Below are 25728 nucleotides of genomic sequence, written 5' to 3'. Positions count from 1 at the left end.
CCCTCATCCTGCCGTGCGCGCCTTCCTGACGCCAGCGACTCGCGGCGATCAGCTGTCGAGGACGAGTCGCTGCCGCTGGGCGTCGAGCTCGCGCAGGCGGATCCGGATGCGTCGTCCTTCGTCGGAGTTCGGAGGAACGCGCTGGATCGCGCCGAGCAGTTCGCTCTTCTCCTGATCAACCATCCGGGCGATGAGGCGACGGGCGAGATCGGAGGCCGAGGCGACGGCGTGATCGTCGTCGCGGGCCGGGAAGTCCGAGGTGAGCAGTTCGGCAGCCAGCGAGCGGAACGGCTCGCGCACGGTCCCCACGGCGTCCGCCGCCCATCCGGGCCGATCCATGTCGGGGGCGGCCGCGACGGCGCTTCGGACGGCGTCGAGGGCCGGATGCCGGAACGGCAGGTCGACCGCCTGCCGGCGCAGCTCGGGGTCGAGGCGATGCCCGAACTGCAGGAAGCCCATCAGCGCGTCGCGCTCGAGCGCGACCTCGGCCGTCCGAGGCAGCGATCGCATGGTCACGCGGACGATCGGCGCGCCGTCGGACTCGTCGCCGACAGGTTCGACGGCGGCCTCGGGAGCGTGCCGCGCGCCGCGACCGGCGCGTTCGACCTCGCGCCGGACATCCTCCGTATCCATGCCGAGTCGCCGCGCAAGCACCCGCACGTACTCCGGCTGCAGGAGCGGGTCACGCAGCTCGGCGACGACCGGAGCGGCGGACCGCAGCGCGCCGACGCGGCCCTCCACTGACGCGAGGTCGAAGCCCGTGATGCGCTGGTCGAGCACGAACTCCACCATCGGCACCTTCTCGTCCACGATGGTGCGGACCGCGCCGTCGCCGCGGCGCAGCCTGAGATCGCAGGGGTCGAGCCCGTCGGGTCCGACCGCCACGTAGGTCTGGGCGTTGAACCGCTTGGCATCGGCGAACGCGCGGATCGCGGCCTTCTGGCCCGCGGCATCCGGATCGAAGGTGAAGACCACTTCGCCGGCCGTCGAGTCGTCGCCCATGACGCGGCGGAGCGCAGTGATGTGATCTGAGCCGAAGGCGGTGCCGCAGGTGGCGATGGCGGTCGTGACGCCGGCCAGGTGGCAGGCCATCACGTCGGTGTACCCCTCGACCACGACCACCCGATGGCTTCGGGAGATCTCGCGCTTGGCGAGGTCGAGCCCGTAGAGCACCCCCGCCTTCTTGTAGAGCGGCGTCTCGGGGGTGTTGAGGTACTTCGGCCCGTTGTCGTCATCGAACAGGCGGCGGGCGCCGAAGCCGATCACCTGGCCGGTGACATCGCGGATCGGCCAGACCACGCGACCGCGGAAGCGGTCGTAGACGCCGCGCTGGCCCTGCGAGACGAGCCCGCTGGTGATGAGCTCGTCCCGGGTGAAGCCCTGCACGGTGAGTGCGTCGAGCATCGCCGACCAGCCCTTGGGGGCGAAGCCGACTCCGAAATGCGCGGCAGCGCCCGCGTCGAACCCGCGCTCCCCGAGGAAGCGGCGGGCGATGTCGGCCTCTGCCGTCGGCAGCTGCGACCGGAAGAACTCCGCCGCTGCCGCGTTGGCGGCGTACAGCCGCGTGCGACCGGTGTTCTCGGGAGCGGCCCCGCCGTCCTCGTAGTGCAGCGTGTAGCCGATCCGCCCGGCCAGCCGCTCCACGGCCTCGGTGAAGGACACGTGGTCCATCGCCCGGAGGAAGGAGTACACATCGCCGGACTCGCCGCAGCCGAAGCAGTGGTAAAAGCCTGCCTGCGCGCGCACGTTGAAGCTCGGACTGCGCTCGTCGTGGAAGGGACACAGGCCCTTCATCGCGCCGACCCCGGCGGATTTCAGGGCGACCCGCTCGCCGATGATGTCGGCGATGTTCGTGCGGGCCTTCACCTCATCGACGTCGGCCTGCCGGATGCGCCCGGCCATCAGTGCCTCTCCGGGATGGCGATGGCGGATGCCGCGAGGTGGCCGGGACGCGACGCCCCGGGTGCCCACACGCCGATCGACGCCGCATCGATCTCGCCGACGAGGCGGCCATGCCACGCGATCGCCAGCTGGTCGGTCAGGCTCGCGACCTGATCGACGACGACACGGCGGCGCGCGGCATCCGTCGTCGCCACAGCGAAGTCCTCGGCGTACAGCGCATCGAGCGCGTCCGGCTTCTCCCAGAGTGCCGAGGCGAGGCGCCGCAGCACTCGCCGCTGCTCCTTATAGAGCGCCTTGCGGCCCTCGATCGACACCACGACCGCGCCGATGATGCCCTTGAGCACCGCCATCTCGGCCTCGACCACCCTCGGCACGATGACGTGCGCGCGGTACCGGGTGAGGGTGGAGAGACCATACGCCTCACGGGTGGCCGAGGTCGCCGCGCGGGCGAAGCGCCCGATGAGGTCGGAGGTGAGGTTCTTCAGGCGGGCGTGATCGGCGCGCGTCCCGTTGAACGACGCGATCCATTCCGGGAGGCGCATGAGCCGGTACAGCGCGTCGGCGAGCTCGTCGCGGGCGAAGTCGAACCCGACCCACGCCTGGATCGCGGTGAGCAGAGCGTCGTGCTCGGCCACATCCGCCAGCCGGGTCGGGTCGAGATAGCCGTTGACCACCGCGTCCTCGAAGTCGTGGACGGAGTAGGCGATGTCGTCGGAGAGGTCCATGACCTGCGCCTCGATGCACCTGACGCGCCCCGGCGCGCCCGCGCGCAGCCAGCGGAACACCGCCTCGTCGTCGGGGTACACGCCGAACTTGAGCCGGCCGCCGGCATCGGGGAGGGGGTGCTCGAAGGTCCAGGGGTACTTGCAGGCGGCATCGAGGCTGGCCCTGGTGAGGTTGAGCCCGAAGCTCGCACCCGAGTCATCGACGACCTTGGGCTCGAGGCGGGTGAGGATCCGGAGCGTCTGGGCGTTGCCCTCGAAGCCTCCGAAGTCCTCTGCCCAGTCGTTCAGCGCGCGCTCGCCGTTGTGCCCGAACGGGGGGTGCCCGAGATCGTGGCTGAGGCACGCGGTGTCGACGACGTCGGGGGCGAGCCGCAGCGCGGTCGCCAGCTCCCGGCCGACCTGGGCCACCTCGAGGGAGTGGGTGAGGCGGTTGCGGGCGAAGTCCGCGGGGCTCGCCGGGCTCAGCACCTGGGTCTTGGCCGCGAGCCGCCGGAGTGCCGCGGAATGGAGGACCCGGGCGCGATCCCGCGCGAAGTCATCGCGCAGCGACCGATGGCGCTCGGGATGGAAGCGCTCGGCATCCGTCTCGTCGTACCCCTCCGGCCGCTCCGCTGCGACCCCCACCGCGCCCGATCCGTCGGGCACCACAGCGCCGTCAGCCGCCACTGTGGTCGAGTTCCGCTTCGGCGAGCGCGCAGGATGCCTCAGCCCCGAGTTCGCGCGAATCCAGCCACCCATCGGGCAGAGCCGGACGCTTGGGCGTGCCGGCGCGACCGCGCTGGCCCTCGGCGGCAGCGCCGGGATACGGGGCATCCCACTCCATCGTGGCCAGCAGCTCATCGATCTCGGCGAGGCTCGAGGCCGTCGCGAGCTGGGCTCGCGTCTCCCCGCCGACCGGGTAGCCCTTGAAGTACCAGGCGACGTGCTTGCGGATGTCGCGGCAGCCGCGGGCTTCGTCTTCGAGGAATTCGACGAGCAGCTCCGCGTGACGGCGGAATGCCGCGGCGACGAAGCCGAGGGTGGCGTCGACGGAGGCTTCGGCGCGTTTCGTCTCGCTTCGCTCGCTCAACGACCGGGGGCCGCCGAGGGCGCGGGCGAGATCGCCGAACAGCCACGGCCGGCCGAGGCAGCCGCGCCCGACGACGACGCCGTCGCAGCCGGTCTCGGCCATCATGCGCACGGCGTCTTCGGCGGACCAGATGTCGCCGTTGCCCAGCACGGGCACAGACGTCACGGTCTCTTTGAGCTTGGCGATCGCCGACCAGTCCGCCTGCCCGGAGTAGAACTCCGCCGCGGTGCGGGCGTGCAGGGCGACGGCGGCGACGCCGGCGTCTTCGGCGATGCGGCCGGCTTCGAGGTAGGTCAGGTGGTCGGCGTCGATGCCCTTGCGCATCTTGATGGTCAGCGGCACGTCTCCCGCGGCGCGGACGGCGCCCGTGACGATGTCGCGGAAGAGCTCGCGCTTCCAGGGAAGTGCCGCTCCCCCGCCCTTGCGGGTCACCTTCGGGACGGGGCATCCGAAGTTCAGATCGATGTGATCGGCTCGGTCTTCGGCCACCAGGATCCGCACGGCCTCTGCGACCGTCGTCGGGTCGACGCCGTAGAGCTGGATCGACCGAGGCGTCTCGGACTCGTGATGGGTGATCAGGCGCATCGTCGTCGCGTTGCGCTCCACGAGAGCACGGGACGTGATCATCTCGCTCACGTACAGCCCGGCGCCGTATTCGCGGCACAGGCGGCGGAACGCGGTGTTCGTGATCCCCGCCATCGGCGCGAGCACGACGGGTGCGTCGAGCTCGATCGGTCCGATGCGCAGAGCGCGGGACGGGGCGAGGGTAGGGGTCACTTCACCATTCTCCCAGATCCAAGGCGACCGGCACCTGAATGCGGCCTTAGCCTGGACAGATGACGACTGAGTCCACGAAGATCGCGCTGCGCGACATCCCGTTCCACACCGCCGATGGGCAGACCCGAACCCTGGGCGATTTCGGCGATGGGGTGCTGCTCGTCGTGAATGTGGCGTCGAAGTGCGGACTGACCCCGCAGTACGCGCAGCTGGAGGCGCTGCAGCGGGCGTACGACGATCGCGGGTTCACCGTGCTCGGGTTCCCCTGCAACCAGTTCGGCGGCCAGGAGCCCGGCTCGATCGACGAGGTCGTCGAGTACTGCACGACCACGTGGGGTGTGAGCTTCCCGATCCAGGACAAGATCGAGGTGAACGGCGACGACGCCGCCCCGCTGTACGCGGCACTGACTGCGGCCCCGAATCCGGAGGGTGTGACGGGACCGATCACGTGGAACTTCGAGAAGTTCGTGCTGACGCCCGACGGCGACGTGCACCGGTTCTCGCCGCAGATCAAGCCCGACGACGAGGCGATCGTCTCGCTGATCGAGTCGCACCTCGCCCGCTGACGCCGATTCGCGCCCCCGAAGGGGCGCGAAACCCGGCGATCAGGCCGCGGACTCCGCGTTTTCGCGGTGCTCCGCCCACACCTGGCGGGTGATCTGCGTGAACGCCTCGGGCGGCTGCGCACCGGAGACGCCGTACTGTCCGTCGATCACGAAGAACGGCACCCCGTTGATTCCGTAGGCCCGCGCCTGCGCCTGATCGGCGTGCACATCGGCGAGGAAGCGCCCGCTGCTCAGCGCCTCGCGCGCGGCGTCGGCGTCGAGTCCGACATCCGTCGCCAGGGCGACCAGTTCGTCCTCACGTCCGAGGTGGCGCCCTTCGGTGAAGTACGCCGACATCAAGCGCTCGACGAGTTCGAGCTGCCGTCCGTTCTGCTTCGCGAAGTGCAGCAGCTCGTGCGCCTTGACCGTGTTCGTGTGCTTCAGCAGATCGAACCGGCACTCGAGGCCGGCCTCCGCCGCGACGCCTGTCACGCGTTCGAGCATCTGCGAGGCCTGGGCAGGAGAGATGCCCTTGTGGTTCGCAAGGTAGGCGGATTCGTCGCCCTCGAAGTCGACGGGAGTGTCGGGAGACAGCTCGTAGGAGTGGTAAGTCACCTCGACGAGCGGCGCGTCGTCATCGGCGGATGCCTCGGCCAGCCCCTTCTCGAGATTGCGCTTGCCTATGAAACACCACGGGCAGGCGATATCGCTCCACACGTCGATCTTGATCGGGTCGGTCATGTCGGGTTCAACTCCGCGGGTCGGGTTCGATATTCCGCCGGGCGAGCACTGCGGCGAAGAAGAAGCAGAGTGCGCCCAGGAACGTGCCGAGATTCGCCCACGTCTCGCTCACGAGATCACCCGTGGAGGGAAGGACGAAGGCGCCGACCGCGGAGACGCCGAACAGGATCGATCCGAGCATGTTGAGCCACGTGCCCGCCCAGGTGCGCGCGAGCCGGTCCCAGAGTTCGTGGCGGCGGGCGGCAGCCACCATCGCGAAGGCACTCGAGACGAGGAAGGCGACCGAGCCCCAGGCATCCGGCTTCCACCCGGTGAACGGATCGGCCGGCTGGTTCAGGGCAGCGATGAGGACGATCCCGGTGCTCAGGTTGAACAGCAGGGTGCCGGCGAACTGCACGGCCGCCGACCACCAGTCCGCGGCATCCGCACGCGTTCCGCCCTGTCGAGGCGGCCGGCGGCCGCTGAGCAACAGCTGGATGAGCCCCGCGGACGTGAACAGGAGCGAACCCACGAAGAACGTCGCCGAGCCCCACACGGCACCCACCGCCGCGAAGTACCACGGGATGGCTCCGACCGCGAAGCACAGTGAGCCGAGGGCGAAGCCCCACGATTCCCGTCGCAGACGCAGCGACCGCGGCGCCCGCGCGCCGAACTCAGTCCGGGTACGCGTCATCGTCGCCTACAGTGCCGGGAGCTCTGGCTGATCGGGCTGGTCCACCGCGCCGCCGAAGCGCCGATCGCGATCGAGGTAGAGCTCGATCGCACGCCAAAGCTCGACGCGGCCGAAGTCGGGCCAGAGCGTGTCGAGGAAGACGAACTCGGCATAGGCGGACTCCCAGAGCAGAAAGTTCGAGGTGCGCTGCTCACCGCTCGACCGCACGAACAGGTCCACATCGGGCATGTCCGGGATGTAGAGGCGCCGCTGGATCAGCTTCTCGCTGACCGCGCTGGGGCGGATCCGCCCCGACGCGACGTCGTCGGCGATCGACCGCACCGCGTCGACGAGCTCGACCCGGCCGCCGTAGTTGACGCACATCGTGAGGGTCAGCACGCTGTTGGACGCGGTGAGCTGCTCGGCGTACTGCAGTTCGCGGATCACCGAGCCCCACAGGCGCGGCTTGCGGCCGGCCCAGCGGATGCGCACCCCCCACTCGTTGAGCTGGTCGCGCCGCCGGTGCAGCACGTCGCGGTTGAAGCCCATCAGGAAGCGCACTTCGTCGGGTGAGCGCGACCAGTTCTCGGTCGAGAAGGCATAGACCGAGAGGTGCTTCACCCCGGCCTGGATCGCCCCGGCGACGACGTCGAGGAGTGCCGCCTCTCCCGCCCGGTGCCCCTCGATGCGCGTGAGCCCCTTGCGGTTGGCCCAGCGCCCGTTGCCGTCCATCACGATGGCGACGTGACCGGGCACTCCCCCGCGCGGAAACGCCGGGGGCTGCTGACCGGTCCAGTCGATCGGGCGGTACGGCACGGCATCGCGGTGCGTGTACGGCTTCGGGGTCATCGCGCCACCCAGGGGAGGTACTCGACGTGGTCGAGCGAGCGGATGCCGCGCTCGAGGTGCCATTGCGTATAGGCGGCGACGAGACCGGATGCCGCGGCCGTGGCATGTTCCGATGCGCCGTCCACCTCTTCCCACGTGCCGGACATGAGCGCGCGCAGGAGCGAGACGGTCTCGGCGTCCACGCGGGCAGCGCCCATGGGAGCGCAGTCGCGGCACACCAGACCGCCGAGCTGCGCGACGAAGGAGTCGTGCGGACCGGGTGCGCCGCACCGCGCGCACTCCGACAGCGACGGCGCCCACCCGGAGAGCGCCATCGCGCGCAGCAGGTAGGAGTCGAGGATGCTGCGCGACGCATGCTCGCCGAGCGACAGCGCCCGTAGCCCGCCGACGAGCAGCAGGTACTGGTTCGGCGTCGCCTCCGCCTCGTTCAGGCGGTCGGCGGCCTCCACCATGGCGCTCGCCGAGGTGTAGCGGTCGTAGTGCACGGCGATCTCGGCGCCATAGGCGCCGATCGACTCCGCCTGCTGCACGATGTCAAGCGACCGGCCCTGGTAGAGCTGCACATCGGCGACCATGAAGGGCTCGAGCCGGGCGCCGAACCGCGAAGAGGTGCGCCGGACGCCCTTGGCCACCGCGCGGAGCTTGCCGTGGGACCGCGACAGCATCGTGACGATGCGATCCGCCTCGCCCAGTTTGTGGGTGCGAAGGACCACGATCTCATCGCGGTAGGTGGGCACGGATCCATTATCGCGGTCGGGCGCGCGCCCCGGTGCTCGCGGCGCGGGTCGGCATCCACAATGGTCGTGTGACCGAGCCGCTCTTCTCGATTCCGCTCTGGGCCGACCTGGTAGCCGTGGGACTCGGCGGCATTCAGGGGGCGCTGTTCGCCTCCGGGTTCCAGGGGGAACGCCGGCTCGATCTGCTCGGCGTCGCCATCATCGGCATCGTCATGGGGATGGGCGGCGGCCTGATCCGCGACCTGCTGCTGAACGCACAGCTCGCGACGCTGCAGAGCGACTGGTATCTCGTGACCGCCACCGCCGCCGCGTTGTTCGGCATGCTGCTGGCAGGCCTGTTCCAGCGTCTCAACGGCGCCATCGTGGCGCTGGATGCCGTCGCGATCGGACTCTTCGGTGCCTTCGGCACCAGCAAGGCGCTGTCCCTCGGCATGCCGATCGTGCCTGCGGTGTTCGTGGGCGTCTGCTCGGCGGTGGGCGGTGGCATTCTGCGCGATGTCATCATGGGGCTGCCGGTGGCGATCCTCCACGTCGGGTCGCTGTACGCGGTCGCGGCGGCGGCGGGATGCCTCGTCCTCGCGGTGGTGCATGCGCTCGGGGCACCGATAGTCATCGCCGCAACCGTAGGTGCGATCGTGACGTCCGTGATCCGGCTTCTGGCCGTGCTCTTCGACCTGTCGCTGCCCGAGCAGCGCATGCTCTACCGTCGCAAGGTCGCGGTCGAGACCTCGACGATCCCGATCGTCCGCCCCGGCCGCCGGCGCTGAGCCCGAGGCGGGCCCAGCGCCTGCGGATCAGACGGAGGCGAGGGCTCCCGAGCGCTCGCGCGTGCGGATCGCGCGGTTGACTCCGGAGACGATCGCCTTGAGCGATGCCGTGGAGATGTCGCCGTCGATCCCGACGCCCCACAGGCGCTCGCCGTCGACCTGCAGTTCGACGTAGGCCGCGGCCTGCGCGTCGCCACCGGCGCTGAGCGCGTGCTCGACGTAGTCGTACAGGGTCACTTCGAACCCGTGCGAGCGCACGACCTCAAGGAACGCGGCGACCGGTCCGTTGCCGTGTCCCGTCGCCTCCGCGCTCTCGTCGCCGTCGCGGAGCGTGACCTCCAGCGCGACGTCGCCGGACATGTCGCTCTGCGTGCGTGTCGCGAGCAGCTCGAAGCGGCCCCAGCGCTCGTCGTGCACCTCGGATGGCAGGTACTCGTCCGTGAAGATCGCCCAGATCTGGTCGCTCGAGACCTCGCCGCCCTCGGCATCCGTCTTCGCCTGCACGACGCCGGAGAACTCGATCTGCAGCTTCCGCGGCAGGTCGATCGCGTGGTCGGTCTTGAGCAGGTAGGCGACGCCGCCCTTGCCGGACTGCGAGTTCACGCGGATCACTGCTTCGTAGGAACGGCCGAGATCCTTCGGGTCGATCGGCAGATACGGCACGGCCCACTCGAGCTCGTCGACCGAGACGCCCTCTGCCGCGGCGCGGGCGTCCATCGCCTCGAAGCCCTTCTTGATGGCGTCCTGGTGCGAGCCGCTGAAGGCGGTGAACACGAGGTCGCCGGCCCACGGGCTGCGCTCGTGCACGGGCAGCTGGTTGCAGTACTCGACGGTGCGCTTGACCTGGTCGACGTCGCTGAAGTCGATCTGCGGGTCGACGCCCTGGGTCAGCAGGTTGATGCCCAGCGCGACCAGGTCGACATTGCCGGTACGCTCGCCGTTGCCGAACAGGCATCCCTCGATGCGATCGGCGCCGGCCATGTAGCCCAGCTCCGCCGCGGCGATCGCGGTGCCGCGATCGTTGTGCGGGTGCAGGGAGAGCAGGATGTTCTCGCGATGGGCCAGCCGACGCGACATCCACTCGATGGAATCGGCGTAGACGTTCGGGGTCGCCATCTCCACCGTCGCCGGCAGGTTGATGATGACCTTGCGGTCGGGGGTCGGCTCGAAGATCTCGATGACCTGGTTGCAGACATCGAGGGCGAACTCGAGCTCGGTGCCGGTGTAGCTCTCCGGCGAGTACTCGTAGAAGACCTTGGTCTCGGGGATGCGCTTCTCGAACTGGCGGCACAGCCGGGCGCCCTCGAGGGCGATGTCGATGATGCCCTGGCGATCGGTGCGGAACACCACCTCGCGCTGGAGGATGCTCGTCGAGTTGTACAGGTGGACGATCGCCTGCTTCGCGCCGGCGATCGACTCGTAGGTGCGCTCGATCAGGTGCTCGCGCGCCTGCGTCAGGACCTGGATCGTGACGTCGTCGGGGATGAGGTCCTCTTCGATGAGCTGCCGAACGAAGTCGAAGTCGGTCTGGCTCGCGCTCGGGAACCCGACCTCGATCTCCTTGTAGCCCATGCGCACGAGCAGGTCGAACATGACCCGCTTGCGTTCGGGGCTCATCGGGTCGATGAGGGCCTGGTTGCCGTCGCGCAGGTCCACCGCACACCAGTGCGGCGCCTTGGTGATTCGGGCGCTGGGCCAGGTGCGGTCGGGCAGATCTACGGCGAACTGCTCGTGGTAGGGGCGGTATTTGTGAACCGGCATCCCTGAGGGCTTCTGATTGTTATCCATGGGTCGCTTCTTCCTCGTCGAAATGAGCGGGCCGACAACAAGCTCCGCGACGAGGGGGGCCCTAGATCGAGGCCTCGTCGCGGCAGCTAAGGAGGAGCGAGCGTGCACGCATGGATTCAGGGTACACCCCGGGCCGGGATGGGTGGAAACGGGCATTTCCTGCGAAAGCCGGGTGAGACGATCCACCTCCGGTCGACACTTGTGGGTATGCGCCTGTCTCCGCTCCCCTGCCGTTTCGCCGCAGTCATGCTCGCGGCATCCGCCATCGCGCTCTCGGGATGCGCCTCGAACCCCGCCGCTGCGCCGGCGTCATTCGGCTCGCTCCCGGCTCCTCCACCCGAGGGTGAGGTCGTCGGTCAGGGGACGGTGATGGACATCGCCGGTTCGGTGGAGCTTTGCCTGGGGCCGGTCGCGGAGTCGTACCCGCCGCAGTGCTCGGGCATCGAGTTGGTCGACTGGACGTGGGACGGTGTCGACGGAAGTGAGCAGTCCGGGGATGCGCGGTGGGGCTCATATGTGGTGCAGGGCACCTACGATGGGGAGTCGCTGACGGTGACCCAGCCGCCGATCATGCTCGCGCTCTACGACCCGATGCCGGTGCCGGATCCCACCGAGGGTCGCCCCGGAGTGGCTTCGAACGACGAGGCGATGCGCGAGCTTCAGGATGAGCTGCCCGAGCGGCTCGGCTCGGACTACCTCTCCTCCACCGTCGAGAACGGCTACCTGTGGATCGACGTCGTCTGGGACGACGGGACGATGCAGGATGCCGCGGATGCCGAGTTCGGCGCGGACACCGTGGTGGTCCGCTCTGCGCTGCGGGAGGTAGAAGGCTAGCTGACCTCGTATCTGGCAGGGCTGTCGCGCCCTCACTACTGTGAGCACTGAAGCATCCGATGATGGATGCGGCGGAGCTTGGTGAGGGGCACCATGGGTTCCACAGACGCTCGCGCATTCGAGGTCGTCCTGCTCGCAGCGGCATTCCGCAACCCGCGCGGCCGGGCCTACATCGTCGAGTTGTTCCCCCAATCGGTTGTGGATCTGTATGACATCGCGGTCGCCCACCCCGACTGGCACGAGACCGACAACCTCACCGCCAAAGCGCTGCTCATCGCGCGCATTCTCGACGCCGAGACCGATGTCGCCGCCCGCTATCAGGCAGATGTCGACGCGGGCGTGCTGGGATTCGGCGCCGGCGAGGATCCGGAGATGGATGCCGCGTTCGCCAAGGTGGGACGGGTGCTGGCTCCGGAGCCGGGAGCGGCACCGGCCGACGACAGTCTCCTCGGCGCCGATGCACCGGCCGAGGGTCCACCGGCCGACGACGGAACCATCTCCGTACCGGTTGACACCGTCCAGACGTGGCTCAACGTGCAGCTGGACGACTGGGAAGGTCCCCTTGCGGTCGCCGTGCCCTACACGCTGGCCGTGTTCTTCGGCGACAAGAGCGCCGCGGCTCAGGCGGCAGCCCTCACCACCCTGCGAATCCCCGACGCCGCCGAGACCCTCGACCTGTCGGTGACCCTCGTCAGCAGCGACTTCGACACCCCGGCGCACCCGCAGATCCTCACCGTGGGCCGCGACGGCAAGTCCGATGGCCGCGCGCTGTTCGAGTGCACGGCGCGGCACGAGGGGCCGTCGACGATCAGCGTGCTCGTCAACGTCGCGGGCAACTTCCTGCAGCGACTCGAAGTCACGTTCGATGTCGGCGCCGGTGCGGAGCCGACGATCAAGAACTTCGGTCGCCCCATCGGGGCCGCGGAGGTGCTCGAAGCGCGTACGGCCACCATGCAGTTCATGCCCGCCATCGGCGGCTACCAGCTCATCGCGACCGCGATCTCGCCCGACCCGATCGACATCCGCATCACGCCGGACGAGCTCGCCGCCCGGATCGAGGGCGTGCGCGAGGTGATGCTCGAGACCGTCAAGAAGCGGGATGTCGCATTGAACCTCGACATCACACCCGAGGACGGCACGACCTTCCTGCAGGAGCTCGCGTTCGCCGGATTCCGCCTCTTCCAGTCCATCTTCGCCGGGCCTGAGTCGTCCCAGGAGTTGAGGAGCGTCGGAAAGTGGCTGCGCGAGAGTCTTTCCGGCGAGACCGCCACCCTGCAGGTCGTGTCGAGCGGATTTCCGGTGCCGTGGGCGCTGATGTACCTCACCGAGCGGTTCGACGCGACGCCGCTGGCGTGGGAGAACTTCATCGGCATGCGACACGTCGTCGAGCAGATTCCGATGGCGGAGATCTCGGCGGTGCCGCCCGCGACGACCATCGACTCCGCGCCGGAGATGAGCGTGCGGGCGCTCTTCAACGACACCATCGACGAGTCGATGCCGTCGAAGCCGGTCGCGGAGCAGCGCCGCTACTGGGGCGCCCGCGGTGTGACACTCACCGAGGGCGCGAAGGTCGATGACCTCGTCAAGAGCGCGCTCGCGAAGGGCGCGACCGACAAGGTGATTTACCTGTACTGCCACGCCGAGGCATCCGCCAAGGATTCAGATGATTCGAAGCTCATCTTCACCGGCTCGCAGAGCGTCTCGCTCGGTCAGCTGTCGGTCTTCGCGCCGATCGAGGACATCCTCGAGAGCCACCCCCTCGTCTTCATCAATGCGTGCGAGTCCGGCGAGCTGACGCCGAAGTTCTACGACGGCTTCGTCCCGTACTTCCTGGCCAAAGGCGCTCGCGGTGTGATCGGCACCGAGTGCAAGACACCGGGCCTCTTCGCGAGCGAGTGGGCCAAGGCGTTCTTCGATGAGCTCTTCGCCGGAAACTCCGTCGGCCAGGTCGTCCTCGATCTGCGCAGACGGTTCCTCGCAGAGCACAACAACCCGCTCGGGCTGCTCTACGGCGTGCACTGCGACACCGACACGGTGGTGTCGCCGGCTCTCGTCGCTCAGGGCTGAGCACAGATCGTCCGTCCCGCCGCACGAGAGAGAGGTCCACGATGTCCCTGAGGCGCATCCCCGGCACGTCCCAGCAGTATTTCCTCATCACGTACGACAAGCGCGGCGAGGAAGTGCCCGATGCCGATGGGACGAGCGCGAGCAGGCAGGCGATCGCCGCGCTCAGCGATCCGGCGGCGGACGTGACCGACGTCTTCATCCTCAGTCACGGCTGGCAGGGCGACTACGACGACGCCATCGCCCAGTACGACCGGTGGATCGGCGCCGCGAATCCCGACTCAGCGGGTGACAGCATCCGTCCCTTCATCATCGGCGTGCACTGGCCGAGCAAGGCGTGGAGCGATCGTGAGCTCAAGAGCGCGCCGACCGGACTGCTGGGCGACGAGCCCGCGGACAACCCCGATGCCGTCACCGTGGATGCAGCTGTCGACGAGTACGCGGCCGCACTCGGCGACTCCCCCGAGATGCGCGCCGCGCTGAAGACCGTGCTGGACTATGCCGCGGAGCTCGACCCCGATCAAGACGCGACCGGCGACGACGAGCTACCGACGGATGTCGCGGACGCCTACCGGGTGATCGCCGCCGCGACCGGAGCGAACGAGGGCGACGACTCGCTGCTCGGCGGCGGGTGGGATCCCGACGAGGTGTTCGTCCAGGCGTCGAAGGAGCAGGAGGACGACGGGCTGCTCGGCGAGGGATTCTTCCAGAAGCTCCGCGAAGCGGTGCTGACCCCGCTGCGCCAGCTCACGTTCTGGCACGGCAAGAACCAGGCTCGCGAGTTCGGCGAACGGGGTGGGGCGAAGCTCGTGCGCGCAGTCATGGCGGCAAGCCCCGCGCGCGTTCACCTCATGGGGCACAGCTTCGGCACCATCGTCGTGTCCAGCGCCGTGCGCGGGCCGGGCAGGAACCCGGTTCCGCCTCCGCGACCGGTGAGCTCGCTCTTCCTGGTGCAGGGCGCGGTGTCACTGTGGGCGTTCGACGCGGACGTGCCCGATTCGATCGGCGGTGGGCGCGGCTATCTCGCGGACGTCGCCACACCGGAGTTCGTGTCCGGACCGATCGTCGCCACCCGTTCGAAATGGGACTATGCGGTCGGCAAGTTCTACCCGCTCGCCGTGGGGGTAGCCGGGCAGTTCCTGCTCGGCGACGACCTGCCGAAGTACGGCGGGATCGGCACCTTCGGGATCCAGGGCGTGAGCGGCACCGTCGAGCTTCCTCCGCTGCAGCCGGGCGCCCGGCCGCCTGGCGAGTTCGCCGCATCGACCGTCTACAACATCGACGCCAGCGCCGTCATCGCGAAGGTGGAGGGAGCGGCGGGCGCGCACAATGACCTCGCCCATCGCGAGCTGGTGTGGCTGGGCTGGCACGCTGCGCTGTCGCACGCGAGAGAGGACCGCTAGAAGCCAAGGGCTCAAGCGATGGCGGATGCCGGATCCGCGGCACGATCGAGGCGTTCCAGCCGGTCGACCCGGGCTCGCGATCGAGTGTCCGAAATTCATCGAGAAATGTCTGCTGATCAGGCGGAAATCCGGCTCGGAATGTCGGTGGCCTTCGGCAGAATTGAAGGATGAAAGACCTCATCGATCGCCTCGAAGCACTCGACGCGATGATGGCTGAGGTCGTATCCGAGGCTGTGACGAGCGGCGCTTTGAGGATCGCCGACGAGGCTGATCTGGTGTCTCTGCTCTCGGCCGCGAGCCGCGTCGACCGGCGGCTGGATGCGGTGCTGATCGACGCGGTGGGTGAGGTCGAGAAGCGTTCGTCTTCGGGTGATCGGGATGATCGGATGACAACGCGGTTCGGCTGCCACGATGTGAGCGAGCTGGTGGAGCGTGCCACGCTGTGCTCCCGGTCCACGGTCTCGCGGTTGCGTCGCGCTTCGGGGGCCGTGCGCGGTGAGGTGTCGATCACCACCGGTGAGCTGCGCGACCCGGCGCTCCCGGGCATGCGCGCGGCGCTGTGCGAAGGGCTCGTCGGAGTCGACGGGCTGGTCGCGGTGGCCGGTCCGCTGCTGTCCGCGGGGTCGCGGATCTCCCGGGAGGCACTGCTCGCGGCGGACGCGGCACTGGCCGCCGAAGTGCGCGGTGACGGTCCGGACGGCGCGCCGCCGATGGGTGCCGATCTGCTGCGGGTGCAGGCGCAGGCATGGTCGATCGCGCTCGATCAGGACGGTGCCGAACCACGGGAGCGGATGACCGAACACAAACGCTCCTTCACGCTCGGCGCCCCCACCGACGGGGGCGTCCCCTGCCGGGGGAACCTCATGCCCGAGGTGGCCGCGCAGCTGCAGATGATCTTCGACGCGCACAGCAACCCGGCCTACCACGGCGTCCAGTTCACCGAAGAGTCCCCCACCGACGGGGAGCCCGACGACGCGGTGGTTCCGCGCGACTTCCGGACGCGGGCGCAGCAGCAGCACGACGCGCTCGCGAGCGCCCTGTCGGTCGCGGCGTCCAGTGGGCTGCTGCCCACGATCGGCGGGGCCGCCCCCACCCTGATCGTGTCCGTCCGCGAAGAAGACGCCCAACGCGGCACGGGGTACGCGCACGCGCAGGGCTGCGATATGCCGCTCGGGATGAGGGCGGCGCTGCACATCGGGTGCGCCGGCACCATCCAACGAATCACGTCCCGCGACGACGGCCGCATCGTCCGCATCGGCATCGAAGAGCGCGTCTTCAACCGGCACCAGCGCCGGGCGATCGCGTTGCGGGACGGCGGGTGCATCATCCCCGGCTGCGGCATCCCCGCCGGCTGGTGTGAAATCCACCATGTTCTCGAGCACGTCAACGGCGGACCCACCCACACCGACAACGGCGTCCTGCTCTGCTGGTTCCACCACCGCTTCATCGACTGGCACGGCTGGAAGATCCGGATGAACCACGGCGTCCCCGAAGTACGCGCCCCCAGCTGGTGCGACGCCACCCTCCGATGGCGCCCCGTCACCACCTCCAAGACCCGACTCCAGGACGCCGTCCTCCGGCACTGATGCCAGGCCCGGTGAGTCTCGCTGGCGCGTTTCGTCTCGCTTCGCTCGCTCAACGACCGGGGAGCTGCTGCGACTCGTTCGACGACCAGGGAGTTGCGGCGACTCGCTCAACGACCGGCGAGCTGCGGCAACGCGCCCAAGGACCGCGGGTCAGAACCCCAGGCGCCCCAGCTGCTTCGGATCGCGCTGCCACTCCTTGGCGACTCGGACGTGCAGCGATAGGTAGACGCGTGAGCCGATCAGCGGCTCGATGCCGGCCCGAGCCCGCGCGCCGACCGACGCCAGCCGCGACCCCTTGTGCCCGATGATGATCGCCTTCTGACTGTCGCGCTCGACGACGAGGTCGGCCCAGATGTCGGTGAGATCCGAGTTCTCGCGCTTCGCGATGTCCTGCACGACCACCGCGATCGAGTGCGGCAGCTCGTCGCGCACCCCTTCGAGAGCCGCCTCGCGGATGATCTCGGCGATGCGGTCCTCGTTCGACTCGTCGGTGACCACGCCATCCGGGTAGAGCTGAGGACCCACCGGCATGAGCCCGAGCAGCTCGTCGGTCAGCACATCGAGCTGGTCGTCAGCCAGCGCCGAGAGCGGGATGACGGCGTCCCAGTCCTCGCGCAGGGCGTCGACCTCGAGGAGCCGTTCGGTGATCTGCTCGCGGGTCGCGGCATCCGTCTTCGTCACGATCGCCACCTTCTTCGCGCGGCCGTAGCCGCTGAGCGACTCGGCGATGCGGCGGTCGCCAGGACCCACCTTCTCGTTCGCTGGCACGAGGAAGCCGATCACGTCGACGTCGCCGAGCACCTGCTCGACGAGGTAGTTGAGCCGCTCGCCGAGCAGCGTGCGGGGCTTGTGCAGCCCCGGCGTGTCCACGATCACAAGCTGGCCGGCCGGGCGGTTCAGGATGCCCCGGATGGCGCGTCGCGTCGTCTGCGGCTTGTCGCTCGTGATGGCGACCTTCTCGCCCACCAGCGCGTTCGTGAGCGTCGACTTGCCCACGTTCGGTCGTCCGACGAACGTCACGAAGCCGGATCGTCCCTCCCCAGAGCCGGACTCCGCGCTCTGGTCGGAGGATGCTGCATCAGCCATCCCGATCTCCCTTCTTCCCGCGTGAAACGCGGATCTCGCCGGTCTTCGGCTTGCGAATCTCGCCGGTCTTCGATTTGCCGTTCTTGGTGCCGGTCGCACGGGGTGCCGAGCCGAGCGCATCTTCGGCTGCTTCGAGTGCCTCGCCGCGCTCCACGAACACCGTGGCGAGTCCCCGGCCGCGACCGCGTGAGGCTCCCCCGGTCAGCACGAGGCCGTCGTACTGCGCGGTAGCACCCGGGAGCGGCACCCGCCCGAGGGCCTTGCCGAGGAGACCGCCGATCGAGTCGACGTCCTCGTCTTCGAGTTCGAGGCCGAACAGGTCGCCGACTTCGTCGAGGCCGAGTCGCGCGCTGACGCGGTAGCGGCCGGGCTCGAGCTCGACGACCTCCTCGGCGCGCGGATCGTATTCGTCGGCGATCTCGCCGACGAGCTCCTCGATGAGGTCCTCCAGAGTGACCAGGCCCGACACGCCGCCGTACTCGTCCACGACGAGGCACACGTGCACGGCATCGCGCTTCATCTGCTGGAGGAGGCGCTCGGCCTTCATCGACTCCGGGACGAACACCGCGCGCCGCGCGATCCGGCTGATCGGGGCATCCCGCCATCCGCCCTCGTGGCCGTACGCGAACTGCACAAGATCCTTGAGGTAGAGCATGCCGACGACGTCGTCGGCCTCGTCGTCGACGATCGGGACGCGCGAGATGCCCTTCTGGAGGAACGTGTTCATCGCGTCGCGGGTGGAGGCCGAGGCATCCACCGTCACCATGTCGGTGCGCGGCACCATGACGGCGCGCACGAACGTGTCGGTGAAGTCGAAGACGGAGTGGATGAGCTCGCGGTCATCCTCTTCGATGAGGTCCTGCGACGCCGCTTCGTCGACCATGTCGAGGAGCTGCTCCTCGGAGGCGAAGGACGCACCCCGGGCGACGCCCGGGGTGACCCGGTTGCCGATGGCCACCAGCGCGTGCGCGAGCGGCCCGAGGATGACCCGTACCCCGCGGATGATCGGTGCCGCGCCCTGCAGCAGCTGCTTGGCGTGCTGACGTCCCCACGAGCGCGGACTGGCGCCGACGATCACGAACGACGTTCCTGTCATGATCACGGCGGCCGCCAGCATCGCCCACCCGATGCTGTCGAACAGCAGCGTCAGCGCCACCGTGACGAGGACCGCCGCGGTGGTCTCGGCGAGCACCCTGATGAAGACGACAGCGTTGGCATGGGCATCGGGGTCGTCGGCGATCCGGCGCAGCGCCTGCGCGTTGCGACCGCTCAGACCGAGCTCCGCGATCCCCTGACGGGAGGTCACCCCCAGCGCCGCGTCGATCGCCGCCATGAGACCGCCGAACGCGATCAGCAGCACCGCCGCGAGCAGCAGGAGGAGAGGCGTCATGCGCGGCTTCGTCGTCGTTCTGTGTGCTGGAAGCCCACGATCAGGTCCTTCTGGAGCGCGAACATCTCCTTCTCCTCGTCGGGTTCGGCGTGGTCGAACCCGAGCAGGTGCAGGAGGCCGTGCGTGGTCAGCAGGATGAGCTCGTCCATCGTCGAGTGCTTGGCGGCGACCGCCTGGGTCTCGGCGACCTGCGGGCACAGCACGATGTCGCCGAGGAGCCCTGGCGGCGTCGGCACATCCTCGGTGCCCGGGCGCAGCTCGTCCATCGGGAAGCTCAGCACGTCGGTGGGGCCGGGCTCGTCCATCCACTGGACGTGCAGCGCCTCCATCGCGCCTTCGTCGACGAGGACGATCGCCACATCGGCGTCGGCGCTGACGTGCAGCTCCGCGAGGTTGTACTCCATGAGCCGCAGCAGGACAGTCTCGTCGATCGGGATCGCGGACTCGTTGTTGATCTCGATGGTCATGCGCGGCCTCGCTTCGGGAGATGGTCGTGCGGACCGGGCGCGCGCGACGATGCACGCCGGTCGGCCCGGTTGGCGAATTCGGATGCCTCGTCCCGCTCGCGACGAGCCGCCAGGCGCCGCTCGTCGTACTCGGTGTACGCGTCGACGATGCGGCCGACGAGCGAGTGCCGGACGACGTCGTCGCTCGTCAGATACGAGAAGTGGATGTCCTCGATCTGGTTGAGGACGCGCGTGACGAGGCGCAGCCCCGAGGCGCCCTGAGGCAGGTCGATCTGCGTGATGTCGCCGGTGACCACCATCCGGGTGCCGAATCCGAGTCGGGTGAGGAACATCTTCATCTGCTCGGGCGTGGTGTTCTGGGCCTCGTCGAGCACGACGAAGGAGTCATTCAACGTGCGGCCACGCATGTACGCCAGGGGCGCGACCTCGATGGTGCCGGACGCCATCAGCTTGGGGACGAGGTCCGGGTCGAGCATCTCGTTGAGCGCGTCGTAGAGCGGCCGCAGATACGGGTCGATCTTGTCGTTGAGCGTGCCGGGGAGGAAGCCGAGCCGCTCCCCCGCCTCGACGGCCGGCCGAGTCAGGATGATGCGGCTGACCTCCTTGCGCTGCAGCGCCTGGATGGCCTTGGCCATCGCGAGGTAGGTCTTGCCGGTGCCCGCAGGTCCGATGCCGAACACGATCGTGTTCTCTTCGATCGCGTCGACATACGCCTTCTGACCGAGGGTCTTAGGACGGATGATGCGACCTCGCGACGTCAGGATCGCCTCGCCGAGCACCTCGGACGGACGAGGTCCGCCCTCGGTCTCGAGGATCCGGGCAGAGGACGACACGTCGGATGGCGCGAGCTCATGCCCGGCACGGGCCATCTCGAGCAGCTCGTCCACGAGCGACCGGGCAGCGGCGACCGCGGACGCCTCGCCGGTCAGGGTGATCTCGTTGCCGCGGACGTGGACATCCACCTGCGGGTGCTCGCGTTCGACGACGCGCAGCAGCCGATCCTGCGGACCGAGGAGCTGGACCATGGCGACGCCGTCCGCGTAGACGCGGTCGACGGTGGGATTCTCGTCAGGCACCGACGGTCTTCTCCGCGAGGCCGCCCGCCAGCACGTGCGCATGCACGTGCGGGACGGTCTGACCGGCGCCGGGGCCGGTGTTGAACACGAGCCGGAAGTCGCCGTCGGCATGCTCGGCGGCGACGCTGTTGGCGAGACCTACGACCTCGGCGAGCAGCGCGGGATCGCCCGCGGCGAGCTCGACGACGTTGCGGTACTCCTGCGACTTCGTGATCACGAGCAGATGCACTGGTGCCTGCGGCGCGACATCGCGGATGGCGAAGGCGTTCTCGGTCTCGGCGATGATCTCAGCGGGAATCTCACCCTGCAGAATCCGGGTGAAGATCGACGGCTCGCTCATATTCCGAGTCTACCGGCGGGTCTTCACCAGCGGCCGATGGCCGCGCTGACCACCGCGAGCGCCGCGGGGCCCGCGGTGGAGGTGCGCAGCACGGTCGAGCCGAGACGGACGATCTCCGCACCGACAGCGGCGAGGAGATCGAGCTCCTCGGTCGCGATGCCCCCTTCCGGGCCGACGACCAGGAGGATGTCGCGGAGATCGGCGGAGTCGAAGGCGGTGGTCGTGAGCGCCGCCGACCCGGTCGGCTCGAGGACGAGGACGCGGGCGGAGGCGCCGCGCGCCACGAGGTCGCGCGTGGTGGCCAGCGCCGAGACTTCCGGGAGCCAGGGGCGGTGGGCCTGTTTGGCGGCCTCTCGGGCGATCGTCGCCCACCGCGCGCGGCCCTTCTGCGCCTTCGCCGCGTCCCACCGGGAGACGCTGCGCGCAGCCTGCCAAGGCACGATCTCGTCGATGCCGAGCTCGGTCGCGGCCTGCACGGCGAGCTCGTCGCGGTCGCCTTTCGCGAGCGCCTGAACGAGTACGAGTCGCGGCGCCGCCGCGGGAATGTCCGTGCGTGCCGTGATGCGGATGCTGACCAGCCGCGGTGAGACCTCTTCGCAGACCCCGTCGAGCCAGGCGCCGTGCCCGTCGCCGAGGCTGACTTCCTCCCCGGTCCGCAGGCGCCGGACCGCCGCGGCGTGATGCGCCTCGGGTCCGGTCAGCGCGACGGCGTCGCCTGGCAGCGCCCGCGTGGGCTCATCGAGGAGGAAGTGCAGCGGCATCCGTCAGCCCTGGCGGAAGCGGTCGCGGAGCTTTGCGAACAGGCCCTGGTGGAACTCCGCGAGGTGCGGTGCCGGGAGCTTCGTCCGCTTGGCGAACTCCTCGATCAGCACGCGGTCCTTGTGGTCGAGCCGCGTCGGGGTGACGACGTGGACGCCCACGCGGAGGTCGCCGCGCTGGGATCCACGCAGCGGGGTGATGCCGCGGCCCTTGATCGTAAGCACGTCGCCGGCCTGAATGCCAGGGCGCACTTCGAGCTCGACCGGACCGTCGAGGGACTCGATCGTCGTGGTCGTGCCGAGGATCGCATCCGGCATCGAGACCTGCAGGGTGGCGAGCAGGTCGTCGCCCTCCCGGCTGAAGATCTCGTTGGCCGCGACGGTCACCTCGAGGTACAGGTCGCCGTTGGGACCACCGGCGGGCCCGACCTCGCCGGAGCCCGGGAGCTGCAGCCGCAGACCGGTCTCGACGCCGGCCGGGATGTCGATCGACACCGTGCGGCGGGCGCGGACGCGGCCCTGACCCTGGCAGGTCGCGCAGGGGTACGGGATGGTCGTGCCGTAGCCCTGGCAGGAGCCGCAGGGCTGGCTGGTCACCACGTTGCCGAGCAGGCTGCGCACCTGGCGCTGGACATGTCCCGCGCCGTGGCAGATGTCGCAGGTCACCGGCGAGGTGCCGGGCTGGCAGCACGAACCCGTGCACGTCTCGCACAGGACGGCCGTGTCGACCTCCAGCTCGCGGTGCGCGCCGAACACGACGTCCTTGAGCTCGAGCGTGACGCGCACCAACGCGTCCTGGCCGCGCTCGCGCCGCGAACGCGGGCGCCCCGGCCGTCCGCCGCCCGATGCCGCGCCGAAGAACGTCTCGAAGATGTCGCCGAAGCTGCCGAAGCCCTGGGCGCCGCCCGCCCCGCCGAAGGGCGAGTCGCCCATGTCGTAGCGCGCCCGCTGCTCCGGGTCGCTCAGCACGTCGTACGCGTGCGTCACGAGCTTGAATCGCTCCGAAGTGTCGGCCCCCGGGTTCACGTCCGGGTGCAGCTCGCGCGCCAGGCGCCGGTACGCCTTCTTGATCTCGTCCGGCGTCGCGTCGCGCGCGACGCCGAGAACCTCATAGTGGTCAGCCACAATCGCCTTCCCGCCCGCGCTGTGCGCGGGATCGTATGGTCATACCGTCAGCGCGTGTGCTCGTCGTCGAGGATCCGACTCAGATACCGCGCGACGGCACGCACCGCCGCGAGATTCGTCGGATAGTCCATCCGCATCGGACCGAGCAGGCCCACTCGTGCCCGCGCGCCCGTCGCGTCGTAATCGCTGGCGAGGACGGATGCCTCGCCCAGGCCGAACGCCTCGTTCTCGCGTCCGATGCTCGTGGCGAGACCGTGCTCGTCCGCGACCATCTCGCTCATGAGCTTCAGGAGCGTGACCTGCTCCTCGATCGCCTCGAGGAGGGGGTAGATGCTCCCGCGGAAGTCTGCTTCGCTGCGGGCCAGGTTCGCTGAGCCCGCCATCACCAGGCGGTCCTGCCGGAACTCGTCGAGCTCTTCGGCGACGACGTGCACGACCGCGTTCGCCGCGGCATCCGTCTTGCCAGGCGTCTGCGCCGCGGCGAGGAAGTCGGCGACACGCTGGACGCCGTCTCGCACCGGACGGCCGACGATGAGATCCGAGACCGTGGTGCGCAGTCGGGCCATGGCGTCGTCGTCGAGGTCGACCCGCACGAGCGCGACCCGCTGGGATACCCGGCCGGTGTCGGTCACGAGGATCACGATCATCCGCCCCGAGCCGATCTGCACCAGTTCGAGGTGCGAGACACTGGCCCGCGCGAACGACGGGTACTGCACGATGGCGACCTGACCGGTCAGCCGGGTGAGGGCGCGGACGGTGCGCACGAGGAGGTCGTCGAGATCGCCGGGGGCATCGAGGAACGAGCCGATCGCGTGGCGCTGGGCTGAAGTGAGCGGCCGAAGCGCGGCGAGGTGGTCCACGAAGACGCGGTAGCCCTTGTCGGTCGGCACGCGCCCGGAGGACGTATGCGGCGCCGCGATCAGCTCCTCCTCCTCGAGGAGGGCCATGTCATTGCGGATCGTCGCCGCGGACACGCCGAAGGCGTGACGATCGACGATCGCCTTGCTGCCGACGGGCTCACGGGTGTCGACGTAGTCCTGCACGATCGCCCGCAGCACCTGCAGACCTCGATCGGTGACCATGCCGCCTCCTCACGCTGACCTGCTGGACTGGCACTCTCTTCTGGCGAGTGCCAATTCTACCGGATCCGGCGACGGAGAGCCGGAGGCGCGTCAGGGCGTGAGCGCGCGGACGACCGCGTCGGCGAGCAGCCGGCCGCGCAGCGTGAGCACGATTCGCCCGTGCACGGCGGCCGTGCCGTCGATCAGACCGTCTGCGATGAGGCCCGCCACGGCGTGGCGCCCGGTGCCGAGAACCTCCGAGACCGGCAGTCCCTCGCGGATCCGCGAGCGCAGCAGCACGGATTCGAGTTCGCGGGCTACCCCGTCGGGCTGCTCCCGGCCGGCGGCCGGCGATTCCCCGACGGCGAGCCGCTGGGCGTAGGCGGCCGGATGCTTGACATTCCAGAATCGGACGCCGGCGACATGGCTGTGCGCCCCGGGTCCGAACCCCCACCAGTCATAGCCCTGCCAGTACGCCAGGTTGTGCCGCGAGCGCTGCGAGGCATCGCGTGCCCAGTTCGAGATCTCGTACCACTCCCACCCGGTGGCGGCCATCAGCTCATCCGCCAGCTCGTACATGTCCGCCTGCAGATCGTCATCCGGGGCGGGCACCTCGCCGCGGCGGATCTGCCGGTGCAGCTTGGTCCCTTCTTCGACGATGAGCGCGTAGGCCGAGATGTGGTCGGGGCGCAGGGCGATCGTGGTCTCCAGCGAACGCCGCCAGTCGTCGAGCGACTCCCCCGGAGCCCCGTAGATGAGGTCGAGGCTCACGTCCAGACCGGCAGCGCGCGCCGCCTCGACGGCGGTGGCGACGTTCGCCGGGTTGTGGGTGCGGTCGAGTGCGGCCAGCACATGCGGGACCGCGGACTGCATCCCGATCGACAGGCGCGTCACCCCCGCCGCGGCGAGCTCGGCGACCACAGCAGGCGTGACGGTGTCGGGGTTGGCCTCGACCGTGATCTCCGCGCCGTCGACCAGGCCGAACGTCTCCCGGATGCCGTCGAGCATCCGCGCGAGATCCCCCGCGGGAAGAAGCGTCGGGGTGCCGCCGCCGAAGAACACCGTCGAGGCGGGACGGATGCCGCCGGCCGAGGTGAGCACGTCGCGTGCGAGTGCGACTTCCCGCAGCAGCGTGTCGGCGTACTGGTCCTGCCGAGCGCCCTGGAGCTCGCCCGACGTGTACGTGTTGAAGTCGCAATACCCGCAGCGGACGCGGCAGAACGGGACATGCAGATACACGCCGAACTGCTGATCCGGGTCGATCGTCACGCCGTCCGGCAGCGCCCCGCTGGACGGCACGGGCTCGCCGAGCGGGAGCGCCGCGCCCATCAGGACGGAGTCGTGTACAGCGGCGAGATGGCGCGCAGATACCGCGTGAACAGCTCCCGGCGCCGACGCCGGGTGAGTGCGGGCAGCAGGCGATACAGCCACGCGGCGGGAGCGTCGAACGCGCGGACCGTGAACCACACCTCGTCGTTCTGGTGCCACTCGAGCATGAACGACTCCTCGCCGCTCACGACCGAACCGTCGACGGTGCCGAGCGCGAAGCCGACCCGCCGCGGCTCCTCGATCGCGAAGATCACGCGCAGCTCGCCATCGGCATCCATCCCGCGCACGCGTCCCTCGACGGTGATCGTGGTGCCCGCGGCGACATACGGTGTGCCGTCGGCGTCGAAGCGCTGATCGGCCTCGGCCCGGCTCGGCGCGATGGGGTTGCCTTCGGCGTCGAAGCTGACGCCCGAGTACATCGGACCGGACGCGGGCCGCACGTCTTTGATGTTCAGGCCGGCGCCCCGCTGCGCGGTCCACGACAGCAGCGCGTCGCTGGCGGTCTGGAACCGGACATCGCCGCTGCCGATGCGCCAGGACTCCTCGGCGGGGATGCTGCGCTCCGGTGGGTACCCCATGAGATCCGGAGCCTGGGTCGCCCCGACGGCGGCGTAGTCGACCGTCTCGTCATTGAACGTTCCGCGGCGCATGCGAACC

24 protein-coding genes are annotated in these 25728 nt (G+C 69.4%); 6 read left to right on the top strand and 18 right to left on the bottom strand.

The window, feature by feature from the left end; translation table 11 throughout:
• Positions 1-48 precede the first annotated feature (48 nt).
• Genes dnaG through dusB form a run of 3 tightly spaced genes read right to left on the bottom strand, consistent with a single transcriptional unit; the run spans position 49 to position 4473 of the window.
• Positions 49-1902 carry a DNA primase gene (gene dnaG, locus ACXJ3V_RS02015; protein WP_457098581.1) on the bottom strand — a complete coding sequence of 618 codons (1854 nt, stop codon included), beginning with the start codon at positions 1900-1902 and terminating at the stop codon, positions 49-51.
• Positions 1902-3275 carry a deoxyguanosinetriphosphate triphosphohydrolase gene (locus ACXJ3V_RS02010; protein ID WP_457098851.1) on the bottom strand — a complete coding sequence of 458 codons (1374 nt, stop codon included), beginning with the start codon at positions 3273-3275 and terminating at the stop codon, positions 1902-1904. Before ACXJ3V_RS02010 ends, dnaG begins: the two co-directional genes overlap by 1 nt.
• Before the next feature lie 7 nt (positions 3276-3282).
• Positions 3283-4473 (bottom strand): tRNA dihydrouridine synthase DusB, encoded by a 1191-nt coding sequence (gene dusB, locus ACXJ3V_RS02005; protein WP_457098580.1) that lies wholly within the window; start codon positions 4471-4473, stop codon positions 3283-3285.
• A 59-nt stretch (positions 4474-4532) separates the two neighbouring features.
• Here dusB and ACXJ3V_RS02000 point away from each other — a divergent pair, with 59 nt between their 5' ends.
• A complete protein-coding gene (locus ACXJ3V_RS02000) occupies positions 4533-5039 on the top strand; it encodes a glutathione peroxidase (RefSeq protein WP_457098579.1) in 507 nt (168 codons plus the stop codon).
• 39 nt (positions 5040-5078) lie between these two features.
• On the opposite strand, the gene ACXJ3V_RS01995 is transcribed toward ACXJ3V_RS02000, so the two are convergent.
• Genes ACXJ3V_RS01995 through recO form a run of 4 tightly spaced genes read right to left on the bottom strand, consistent with a single transcriptional unit; the run spans position 5079 to position 7997 of the window.
• Positions 5079-5759 carry a DsbA family oxidoreductase gene (locus tag ACXJ3V_RS01995; protein WP_457098578.1) on the bottom strand — a complete coding sequence of 227 codons (681 nt, stop codon included), beginning with the start codon at positions 5757-5759 and terminating at the stop codon, positions 5079-5081.
• Positions 5760-5766: 7 nt separating this feature from the next.
• Positions 5767-6432, bottom strand: coding sequence for a hypothetical protein (locus ACXJ3V_RS01990; protein WP_457098577.1), 666 nt, complete (start codon positions 6430-6432; stop codon positions 5767-5769).
• A gap of 6 nt (positions 6433-6438) precedes the next feature.
• The gene (locus ACXJ3V_RS01985) at positions 6439-7260 is read right to left on the bottom strand and encodes an isoprenyl transferase (RefSeq protein WP_457098576.1); all 822 of its coding nucleotides are present in this window, start codon (positions 7258-7260) and stop codon (positions 6439-6441) included.
• On the bottom strand, positions 7257-7997 hold the full coding sequence (gene recO / locus ACXJ3V_RS01980) for a DNA repair protein RecO (RefSeq protein WP_457098575.1): 741 nt from the start codon (positions 7995-7997) through the stop codon (positions 7257-7259). The genes ACXJ3V_RS01985 and recO overlap by 4 nt, the downstream gene beginning before the upstream one ends.
• Before the next feature lie 68 nt (positions 7998-8065).
• On the opposite strand from recO, the gene ACXJ3V_RS01975 reads away from it, so the two are divergent.
• On the top strand, positions 8066-8764 hold the full coding sequence (locus tag ACXJ3V_RS01975; protein WP_457098574.1) for a trimeric intracellular cation channel family protein: 699 nt from the start codon (positions 8066-8068) through the stop codon (positions 8762-8764).
• A gap of 27 nt (positions 8765-8791) precedes the next feature.
• Here the strand turns inward: ACXJ3V_RS01975 and leuA are convergent, their stop codons facing one another.
• Positions 8792-10552 (bottom strand): 2-isopropylmalate synthase, encoded by a 1761-nt coding sequence (gene leuA / locus ACXJ3V_RS01970; protein ID WP_457098573.1) that lies wholly within the window; start codon positions 10550-10552, stop codon positions 8792-8794.
• A 207-nt stretch (positions 10553-10759) separates the two neighbouring features.
• Here leuA and ACXJ3V_RS01965 point away from each other — a divergent pair, with 207 nt between their 5' ends.
• From ACXJ3V_RS01965 to ACXJ3V_RS01950, 4 genes are all read left to right on the top strand, one after another.
• Entirely contained in the window at positions 10760-11386 is a 627-nt protein-coding gene (locus ACXJ3V_RS01965) for a hypothetical protein (protein WP_457098572.1), read from the top strand.
• 93 nt (positions 11387-11479) lie between these two features.
• The gene (locus ACXJ3V_RS01960; protein ID WP_457098571.1) at positions 11480-13453 is read left to right on the top strand and encodes a CHAT domain-containing protein; all 1974 of its coding nucleotides are present in this window, start codon (positions 11480-11482) and stop codon (positions 13451-13453) included.
• A 41-nt stretch (positions 13454-13494) separates the two neighbouring features.
• Positions 13495-14853: a hypothetical protein gene (locus ACXJ3V_RS01955; protein WP_457098570.1), complete on the top strand. Its 1359-nt coding sequence runs from the start codon at positions 13495-13497 to the stop codon at positions 14851-14853.
• A 167-nt stretch (positions 14854-15020) separates the two neighbouring features.
• Complete coding sequence (locus ACXJ3V_RS01950) at positions 15021-16439, top strand: DUF222 domain-containing protein (RefSeq protein ID WP_457098569.1); 1419 nt, start codon at positions 15021-15023, stop codon at positions 16437-16439.
• A 150-nt stretch (positions 16440-16589) separates the two neighbouring features.
• On the opposite strand, the gene era is transcribed toward ACXJ3V_RS01950, so the two are convergent.
• The 10 genes from era to ACXJ3V_RS01900 form a co-directional block, all read right to left on the bottom strand.
• Entirely contained in the window at positions 16590-17525 is a 936-nt protein-coding gene (gene era / locus ACXJ3V_RS01945) for a GTPase Era (RefSeq protein WP_457098568.1), read from the bottom strand.
• Positions 17518-18915 (bottom strand): hemolysin family protein, encoded by a 1398-nt coding sequence (locus tag ACXJ3V_RS01940; RefSeq protein ID WP_457098567.1) that lies wholly within the window; start codon positions 18913-18915, stop codon positions 17518-17520. The genes era and ACXJ3V_RS01940 overlap by 8 nt, the downstream gene beginning before the upstream one ends.
• Positions 18912-19382: an rRNA maturation RNase YbeY gene (gene ybeY / locus ACXJ3V_RS01935; protein ID WP_457098566.1), complete on the bottom strand. Its 471-nt coding sequence runs from the start codon at positions 19380-19382 to the stop codon at positions 18912-18914. Before ybeY ends, ACXJ3V_RS01940 begins: the two co-directional genes overlap by 4 nt.
• Entirely contained in the window at positions 19379-20407 is a 1029-nt protein-coding gene (locus ACXJ3V_RS01930) for a PhoH family protein (protein ID WP_457098850.1), read from the bottom strand. The genes ybeY and ACXJ3V_RS01930 overlap by 4 nt, the downstream gene beginning before the upstream one ends.
• Before the next feature lie 43 nt (positions 20408-20450).
• Positions 20451-20798 (bottom strand): HIT domain-containing protein, encoded by a 348-nt coding sequence (locus ACXJ3V_RS01925; RefSeq protein ID WP_457098565.1) that lies wholly within the window; start codon positions 20796-20798, stop codon positions 20451-20453.
• Between the two features lie 23 nt (positions 20799-20821).
• The gene (locus tag ACXJ3V_RS01920; RefSeq protein ID WP_457098564.1) at positions 20822-21559 is read right to left on the bottom strand and encodes a 16S rRNA (uracil(1498)-N(3))-methyltransferase; all 738 of its coding nucleotides are present in this window, start codon (positions 21557-21559) and stop codon (positions 20822-20824) included.
• 3 nt (positions 21560-21562) lie between these two features.
• Positions 21563-22681: a molecular chaperone DnaJ gene (gene dnaJ, locus ACXJ3V_RS01915; RefSeq protein WP_457098563.1), complete on the bottom strand. Its 1119-nt coding sequence runs from the start codon at positions 22679-22681 to the stop codon at positions 21563-21565.
• A gap of 47 nt (positions 22682-22728) precedes the next feature.
• On the bottom strand, positions 22729-23763 hold the full coding sequence (gene hrcA, locus ACXJ3V_RS01910) for a heat-inducible transcriptional repressor HrcA (RefSeq protein ID WP_457098562.1): 1035 nt from the start codon (positions 23761-23763) through the stop codon (positions 22729-22731).
• Positions 23764-23853: 90 nt separating this feature from the next.
• Positions 23854-25071: a radical SAM family heme chaperone HemW gene (gene hemW, locus ACXJ3V_RS01905; RefSeq protein WP_457098561.1), complete on the bottom strand. Its 1218-nt coding sequence runs from the start codon at positions 25069-25071 to the stop codon at positions 23854-23856.
• Positions 25071-25721 carry a DUF1990 family protein gene (locus ACXJ3V_RS01900; RefSeq protein ID WP_457098560.1) on the bottom strand — a complete coding sequence of 217 codons (651 nt, stop codon included), beginning with the start codon at positions 25719-25721 and terminating at the stop codon, positions 25071-25073. Before ACXJ3V_RS01900 ends, hemW begins: the two co-directional genes overlap by 1 nt.
• Between the last annotated feature and the right edge of the window lie 7 nt (positions 25722-25728).

It is taken from the genome of Microbacterium sp. P5_E9 (genome assembly GCF_054049175.1).
Note: the sequence above shows the minus strand (reverse complement) of the source record. Positions and strands in the feature narration are given on the sequence as shown.